Annotated in this window: 7 protein-coding genes; 4 read left to right on the top strand and 3 right to left on the bottom strand. The window is 64.8% G+C overall.

All coding sequences use genetic code 11. The features are described 5' to 3' along the window. Window positions 1-925 (bottom strand): GumC family protein (locus IVB32_RS07770; protein ID WP_247410072.1); only part of this gene is annotated, 925 nt, incomplete at its 3' end. A gap of 291 nt (window positions 926-1,216) precedes the next feature. After that, the gene (locus IVB32_RS07765; protein ID WP_018453399.1) at window positions 1,217-2,017 is read right to left on the bottom strand and encodes a methyltransferase; all 801 of its coding nucleotides are present in this window, start codon (window positions 2,015-2,017) and stop codon (window positions 1,217-1,219) included. A gap of 394 nt (window positions 2,018-2,411) precedes the next feature. On the opposite strand from IVB32_RS07765, the gene IVB32_RS07760 reads away from it, so the two are divergent. Next, on the top strand, window positions 2,412-3,440 hold the full coding sequence (locus tag IVB32_RS07760; RefSeq protein ID WP_018453400.1) for a glycosyltransferase: 1,029 nt from the start codon (window positions 2,412-2,414) through the stop codon (window positions 3,438-3,440). 15 nt (window positions 3,441-3,455) lie between these two features. Here the strand turns inward: IVB32_RS07760 and IVB32_RS07755 are convergent, their stop codons facing one another. After that, a complete protein-coding gene (locus IVB32_RS07755) occupies window positions 3,456-4,442 on the bottom strand; it encodes a glycosyltransferase (protein WP_018453401.1) in 987 nt (328 codons plus the stop codon). A 246-nt stretch (window positions 4,443-4,688) separates the two neighbouring features. Here IVB32_RS07755 and IVB32_RS07750 point away from each other — a divergent pair, with 246 nt between their 5' ends. The 3 genes from IVB32_RS07750 to IVB32_RS07740 all read left to right on the top strand — a co-directional run. Continuing rightward, window positions 4,689-5,756: a glycosyltransferase gene (locus IVB32_RS07750; RefSeq protein ID WP_018453402.1), complete on the top strand. Its 1,068-nt coding sequence runs from the start codon at window positions 4,689-4,691 to the stop codon at window positions 5,754-5,756. A 41-nt stretch (window positions 5,757-5,797) separates the two neighbouring features. Continuing rightward, window positions 5,798-7,198, top strand: a complete 1,401-nt coding sequence (locus tag IVB32_RS07745; protein WP_018453403.1) for an O-antigen ligase — start codon at window positions 5,798-5,800, stop codon at window positions 7,196-7,198. A 65-nt stretch (window positions 7,199-7,263) separates the two neighbouring features. Beyond that, on the top strand, window positions 7,264-8,248 hold a 985-nt coding region (locus IVB32_RS07740), incomplete at its 3' end, for a GNAT family N-acetyltransferase (protein WP_247410069.1).

The raw sequence follows: 8,248 nt of genomic DNA, 5'->3' as shown, positions 1-8,248 counted from the left end.
TGGCGATGGTTGGCGATTGCAGCGCCTCGGAGTTCGCGCCTGCATCTGCCGTCGTGCGCCGGCTCGCCTCGATCTGGTCGAGGCGCGCCTGCGCGTCCATCGTCGCGGCGCGGGCGGCGGAAAGCCGCTGGTTGCTGGCGGAAAGCTGCTGGTCGCTGATCAGCGCGTCCTGGGTGCCGACGAAATTGTTCTGGGCCTTGTAGGTCGCGAGCACGGTCTCGGCGTTGCGCAGCCGCTCGCGCAGTTCCTTCAGGCGGCCGGAGAGATCGTTGGTGGCGCGCCGCGCGGCTGACGCCTGCGAGTTGCGGGACTCCGCGAGGTAGGCGCTGGTCAGCGTGTTGGCGAGCATTGCCGCTTTCGCCGGATCGGTCGACCAGACTTCGATATCGACGATGAAGCTCTTCTCGGTCTTGCGGATCGTGATGTGCCGGTTCAGCGCCTCGAGGGCGGCGAGCTGCACTTCCTTTTTCTCCGCGGCGGAGGGCGCGTGGGGCTGAAGGCCGATCAGGCCGAGCAGCGACGACATCACGCCTTTGCCGTCGGCGCCGCCGCCGAATTCGGGATCCTTGTCCAGATCAGCCTGCTGGATCACCTGGAGCAGCACGCTGTTGGAGGTGATCAGGCGCGCCTGGCTCTCGACCACCATCGACATGCCGGAGACGTCCTGCGCGCGGGGCGTTAGCTCGCGGTCGACGAGCTGAAGCTCGCGCGGGTCGACATAGAGCTGGGCGGTGGCGGTGTAGCGGGGCGTCAGGCTCTTGCCCACGGTGACGGCAAGCGTCGCACCGAGCAGCGCGGCAACGGCAATCGCGATCTTCCGCCGCCAGAGCAGATTGACCAGCTCCAGCACGTTGAAGCCGGCCTGAGGCCGGTGCTGCGGGGCCTCCGGTCTGGCCCGATCTATCGGCTGGTTATAGTCAAGCATGATCCCCAGCTTTCATTCCAAGTGCCGCGAGCTGAGGGGGTACTCTTCGCTCTACGCCACGCACCTCAGATATAGGTGCCCACTCAACGCAACAGGGAAAATTAACCATACTCATTGAGGGACTATTCACCGAAATGGCAAACAAAGCGTTTAAGCGCGTGCCTCTCTTCGACGCGTCGTCGTGACGCGTGCGATGGCGCGGTCCTTCAGAGATTAACGGTTCGTTACCCCGTGCGGCGTGGCCGCGAGGCTTCGCTGGTCTTGCGATCGGCCGCGCGCGCACCATGGCCGTCAGCTTTTCCGCAGGATGACGTGATAATCGCCGCGGCGGACGTCGGTCCCGCGCGGGAGCACGGCGTTGAGAACGGCGGCGCCGGCGTCGACCAGGGCTGCGAACAGCGGCTTGCGCCGGCGCATCTCGGGATAGCGCGGGCTCTCGACCTCACGGCGGTAGATCATCTCGAGGCCACTGGCGGCGGCGAACGCTTCGAGCCTCGGCAGCGACACCAGGGGATGGAAGAAGGTCGGGAACGGCGGCTCGCCCGGCAGGCCGGCATCCTTGATGCCTCGAATGTGCCGGTAGAACCAGACGTGGAACCAGTGCGGCGAGTATTTGGTGACGACCCCGGACAATGAGCGCGGATTGGGCGCGCCGATCAGAATCATCCCGCCGCGCTTGAGCGCATCGCGGAAATTCAAGAGTGCGGCGTCGACCTTGGGAAGATGTTCGATCACGTTGTAGCAGATCACCAGATCGAAGGTCTCGCGCCCGAAGCGGTAGGTCTGGACGTCGCCGAGGATCGCTTCGTCCGCGTAGCTGTTGTTGCGAACCTGGTCCTCGTCGATGTCGACGACGGTGACCTTGCTGCGGTTCAGCAATTCCGGTGGCAGGACGCTGCACGAGCCGCCTCCGGCTTCGTAGGTGGCGAGCTGGCCCCGTGGCAGTTCGCGGCGCAGTACGTCGTGAACGGCGAGCAGGCTGTCGCGGGCTTCACCGGGGACGAGATCGTGCAGCGCCTGAGTGTGTGCAATGGCCGCGGGAATTTGGACCGCCGTGGTTGTCGCGAAATCGATCGTGGCTGGCTTGTTCATTTTTTTCGGACCGCGCTTGTTCGACTTAAATTTACAGGAAAAATCTCGTGTGCCCGTAGAGCAAATCCGATGCCGCGACGCTTCACCCGCCGCGGTGCTTACGATGGGGTTAATGAGCATGTGCGTTAACTACGGCATCCTCCGCGCCAGCCGCCGTCGGCACGGTGGACCGCGAATTGCAGTATCACGCGTGCAAGGTTTCGCGGCAGAAACACCCGAAAGCGGTTAAGTGCATGGATGGCGGAACATCGGCGGCCTTGGCGCCGTCGTCAGGCTCAAACCGGCCGTTCATTTTGGGACGCATCCGTCCCGGGGCGATGTGCCGTCGCGGGACGGCGCTGATCCCGGGATCGAAGCAGGGCTTTTTCAATCTATCTCGGACATCTAGAACGTCATGACATTGATCCCGACAGACCTGTCCGCCACGCGTATCTCGCATGCCGTGCGCGATCCCAACCGGGAGATCGCGGCCAGCTCCCGGATCATCGACCTGTCGGTTGGTATCGTCGTCTGCATCCCCTGCTTCCGCCGCCCGCAGCATCTGCGGTTGACACTGGACTCGCTCGCCAGCCAGCGCACCCCGCGCTCTTTCGCCGTCGTCATGGCCGAGAACGATGCGGTCCGGCGCGAAAGCGCGCCGGTGGCCGCGGAGTATCTCGCCGATGGCAGACTTCAGGGTGTCTGCCTGGTCGAGAAACGGCAAGGCAACGTCCAGGCGATCAACGCCGCCTTCGAGACGGCGCTGGCGCTGTTTCCCGCCGCGACCCGGTTCCTGATGATCGACGACGACGAGATTGCCTCGCCCGATTGGCTCGAGCTGATGGTCCGCACCGCGGAGGCGACCGGCGCCGATGTGGTCGGCGGGCCGGTGCTGCCGGTCTTCGAGGACCACCGCATGCCCTGGCTTTCGCGCCACCCCGTTTTCTGTCCCGCCTATGATTACAGCGGCGCTGTGCCCTTGATCTACGGCTGCGGCAATTGCCTGATCACGCGTGCGGCGTTCGAGAGCTTTGCCCGTCCCGCCTTCGACCCGCGCTTCAACTTCCTCGGGGGCGGCGACTGCGATTTCTTCGTGCGCTGCCGCGACGCCGGCATGACCTTCCACTGGACGGCGGAAGCAGTCATCACCGAGACCGTGCCGCAAAGCCGCACCAGTTTCGGCTGGATCGTGAAGCGAGGCCTGCGCATCGGCGCGATCAATTATCGTGTGCAGTCCAAGGCCGCGCAGGGCGCTGCGGCGCGAGTGTGGGTGTTTGCGCAGATGCTCGGGAGGTTGCCGCTGTCGCTGTTGCGCGCGGCCGCTCTGCTGAAATCGTCGAAAGCCGTCGTCGCGATGCATCCCGTGATGGTCGCGCTCGGCTCGGCGCTCGCCGCGTTCGGCATCGAGCCGAAGCCCTATGAGGCCTCGAAGATCGTGTCCTGACGCCGAGGCGGCGGGCTAAATACCGAAGCAGGCGAGGGCGACCCTGACCGCGGAACGCGGCAGCGATTTGAGCGAGCGGCGCCCGACTATCCCGAGATAGGCGAAGGCCTGGCGATATCTACCGAAGCGGACCGCTTGCATTGCCGAATACGTGACGAGATGAACCTCGGCGGCCTGGCGCAGCCCGGCCGCCATGCCCGCGGGCAATCGCGCCATGATCAGCCCGTCGTCGAACACCCGCGCGATCGCCGGAAAGAAATCCTGTGGCGTCCGCACCGCCGCGTTCATGGTGTTGGCCGTGTGAAGGCGGTAGTCGAGCAGAAGGTTCGGCGCAAATTCGAATTCGCCGATCGCGGCAAGGCGGCACCAGCAGTGCCAGTCCTCGCAATATCTGAGCGAGACGTCGAACCCGCCGATGGCGCGGAAGGCCTCTGCACGTGCGAGCGCAATGCCGCCATTGACGATGAAGTTGCCGGCGGCGAGCCGCGCCAGCACGTCGCCGGACGGTTTGCGGCGGCCCTTGAGCAGATCCCGACGGCCGATCTGCCGTCCCTCGCTGTCGATCGTATTGTAGTCGCCGTAGACCAGAACCGCTCGCGGCGCGCCACGCGCAGCCGCCAGCAGCGCCGCGACCGCGCCGGGCCGCAGGCGATCGTCGGCATCGAGGAAGAGCAGCCATTGGCCGTTCGCATGCTGCGCGCCGAGATTGCGCGCTGCCGATACGCCGGCGGCGCCGTTGGTCATCAGGCGCAGTCGAGGGTCACGAATGGCGCGGACGATGGCGGGGGTATCGTCGGTCGAGCCGTCGTCCACGACGATCACTTCGGTGACCTCGGTTTGTGCCAGTGCGCTGGCGAGGGTTTCGCCGACATAAGCCGCAACATTCTTGGCCGGAATGACGACGGACACCGACGTGGTTGAGCCGACCTGCAGCGGGACGCGCGCCGCTGGAACGACGCGCGATGTGGCAGGCAATTCGAGAATGTCTTCCGCGGTGATCAAGATACGGCTCGCCTTTAACGGTCTGTTAACCAGGGCGCATCTGCGCTTGGCAATGCGATCGATCGCAACCCTGGCCGCCCTCGATGATACTCGCATCGGGAAAAAAGCGTCGCCACGAAGGCTGCCGCAGCGTTGGTTTCGTCAATTAGCGTTAAGCCGCCGGCATTAAGCCTGTGGCAAATTAGGAAGAGTGCGACAGCCGGTCCCATGCGAGAATGCGCATCAGGCCGCCGCGGATGGACACCAGTGCCCGCAAAGACATTCGACTACGATCCCGACGATATGGTCCTCAACCTGTTCTACGAGGACAAGGATGATCGCTGGTTTCCCGGCGACCGGCATCTGCGGCGCATGGCGCGTCGCATGCTGCTTGGCGAGCCGCGCATGAGCGGGCAGCTGCGCGTGTTCCTCAATCTCTGTGCGGGGCTCGATCGGCTCGGTATCCGCTATCGCGTCAACGACTATGGCTACATCGCGCGGCATCCGGGCGAACTCGCCTGCATCATCGGCCGCACCTTCTTGCTCGACAAGTTCGCCTGGAAAAATCCGATCCTGCTCGGCGTCGCCGCCCACAATCATCCGCTCGACGATCCCGACCTGTTCAAGCGCCTGCCGGTGAAGAAGGTCGTGGTGCCCGGCCCGTGGTACGCCGACATGTATCGGCCGCATTGGCCCGACACGGAGGCCTGGCCGATCGGCATCGACACGGATCTCTGGGCACCGCCGGCGACGTCGCAGAAGAGCGTCGACGTCCTGATCTACGACAAGGTGCACTGGGACCGCGATCGCTACGCGGCGGAGCTGATCGAACCCGTCCGCGCCCGGCTCACGAGGGAAGGCCGCTCGTTCGCCGAGCTGCGTTACGGCAGCTACAAGGAAGAAGACTATCGGGCCGCGCTCGCGCAATCGCGTGCGATGATCTTCCTCTGCCAGAACGAGAGCCAGGGCATCGCCTATCAGCAGGCATTGTCTTGCGGCGTGCCGGTGCTGGCCTGGGATCCAGGCGGGCCGTGGCGAGACCCCGACTACTATCCGCATCGGGTCCAATTCGCGCCGGTGTCGTCGGTGCCGTACTGGGACGATCGTTGCGGCGCCAAGTTCGTCGACATCGCCGGGTTTGAGGCGGGCTGGGATGATTTCTGGGCCGGGTGCGCCGCCGATACGTTCGATCCCCGCGGTTTCGTGCTGGACAACCTGACGCTGGAACAGCGCGCGCTTCAATATTACGAGATCGCGCGGAGCATCGTGCGGCAGCAGGCGGTGCCGCAGCGCCCCGCTGGACTGGTTGACGGATGCTTAACAGGGATCGGCTAAGACTTCGAGCTTCCCCCGGGCTTCACCACCAGCCTTGAGCCATGGATCGCAGCGCCATTGACATGACCGACGTCGAGGCCCGATCGTTCGGCGGCGTCCTGCGCGATGGGCTTGCAGGGGTCGACGCCGTGCGGGCGGCGCGCTGCCTCGTCGCAGTCGCAGCGCTGCTCCTCGTGCTGGTGACGCTCGATCCGTTTCCCGACCTGCGCAGCGAGGATGTCACCACCGTCGTCGGCGGACGAATGGCGCTCACTTATGTCGCCTGGGGCCTGCTGGCCGCGCTCGCAGTCCTGTTGGTCGCCGCAACGGATGCGCCCGCGCTTAAGACGCTGGTGACGCCGCTGCATCTCTGCCTGGTCGGCTGGCTGTTGATCAGCATCGTCTTCTCCGAGAATCGCGGAGTCTCGATGCAGCGCTTCATGCTCGCAGCCAGCGTGATGTCGCTCGCGGTGCTGTTGCCGTTGCTGCCGCCGACGCAGCGCAGCTTCAACCTGTGCCTCGGCGGCGCCGCCCTCGTACTGCTTGCGCTCTGCTATCTCGGCGTCTTCGTGGCGCCGCAATACTCGATCCACACCGCACTCGACGTCACCGAGCCGCAGTTGGCCGGCGACTGGCGCGGCAGCTTTGGTCACAAGAACATCGCTTCGCCGGTGATGACCATCCTGATTTATGTCGGCATTTACCTGTCTGCCATTGGTTCGTTCTTGATGGGGCCGGCCATCGCCGCGCTGGCTGGAATCTTCCTGATCTTCACCGGCGGCAAGACGTCGTCGGTACTGTGCCTTGCGATTTATGCGCTCGCCTCGCTGGTCTGCGTGACGCCGGGCCTGTGGCTGAAGCGGATCATCTGCTTCGTGCCGCTGATCGCGATGAACCTGCTGACGGTCGGCAGCGTCATGAGCCCGGCGCTCGGAGCGATGACGCGGCTGCTTCCGCTCGATCCCACCTTCACCGGCCGTTCCGCCATCTGGGAGTTCGCGCTCGCAGCTGTCGCGGAGAAGCCGATCATCGGTCACGGCTACGCCGCGTTCTGGGACGACGTGACCGCGCGGCAGACCGCCCAGGGCGCCGAATGGGCGACGAGCGCGGCGCACAGCCACAACAGCTATCTCGACCTCGCGGTCACCATCGGCCTGCCGGGGCTGTTGCTGGTGATCCTCGTCTTCGTGCTCGCGCCGCTCGGCAATTTCCAGACGGCCCGAACTCACAACCGCAGCGGTGCGTTGGCAAAGCTGTTCCTGACCGTATGGCTGTTCGGCCTGTATTACGGGGCCACCGAGACCTTCTTGCTCGAACGGCAAAATCCGATCTGGTTCATGTTCACTGTTGCCGTGGCCGGCCTGCACTTCCTGGCCAGGTTCCAATGCGTCGCGGAAATGGAACCGGACGACTTGTCGCAGCCGGTGCCGCCGCAATGGCATCGGCTTAACGATAAGCTGTGAGCTCACTTGTGGCCGCGACAAAACATAATCTATCTGGAAACGCCCAGTAATCGTATGTCCCGCGGATGACGATCCTCAGCGTCGAGCAACCAGATGGTCTTGTGTCCAGCGCGTCGGCAATCGCGGTCGATTTCGTGCGTGATTGGCCGCGGGCCGCATCGCGCCTGAACGCAGGCCATCGCACTGCATTCCAGCATGGCTACTGGCTCGGCGCCTGGTACGAGGCGTTCCACGATCTCTCGCCGCTGATTGCATTGATCTCCGATGCCACGACCGGCAGGGACATCGCAATCGTGCCGATGATCAGCCACCTCAGGCGCGGCATCCGCATCGTCGAATTCGCCGATCTCGGCGTTTCCGACAACAACGCGCCGATCCTGGCGCTCGATGCCGCGTTGGACGCGGCGGCGGCGGATGCGATCGGCACGGCGCTGATCGACGCATTGCGCGCATTGCCGGACCGCTTCGATTTGCTGCGCCTGAAGAAGATGCCGGCCCAGATCGGCGGCAACCCGAACCCGCTGGTGTCGCTCGGCCGGATCGGGTCCTGCTCGCTCAACGGCAACCTCGTGCTGACCGGCGACGACTATGAAGATTACCAGGCCTCGATCAAGCGCATGCAGATGCCACGCTGCTGGCGCGTCTTCAACCGTCACGCCGGCGCGCGATTCGAGATCGCCACCGATGTCGCGCGTGCGCGCGAGCTGCTGGACGTGATGGATGCCCAGCAGCAGGCGCGCATGCGAAAGCTCGGCTCGCGCTTCGTCCTCAACGACGAAACCCATGCGCAGTTCTATCGCGAGGTCGCGCGTCGGGGCGTCGCGAACGGTTATGCCGTCATCTCGGCGCTGGTTTGCGACGAGGCCATTGTCGCCACCGCGCTCGGCGTCAGGTTCGGTGAGACCTATTTCCTGCTGCGCATCAGCCACACCGGCGATTCCTGGTCGAACTGCTCGCCGGGGCTGCTCGTGACCGAGCGCACTATGGCGGCGCTGCATGCGGAAGGCGTGCGCCGTTTCGACCTCAGCATCGGCAACCAGGACTACAAGC

Source organism: Bradyrhizobium sp. 23, from assembly GCF_023073295.1.
GTDB classification, from domain to species: Bacteria; Pseudomonadota; Alphaproteobacteria; order Rhizobiales; family Xanthobacteraceae; genus Bradyrhizobium; species Bradyrhizobium canariense_D.
This window is presented reverse-complemented; position numbering and strand designations above follow the sequence as displayed.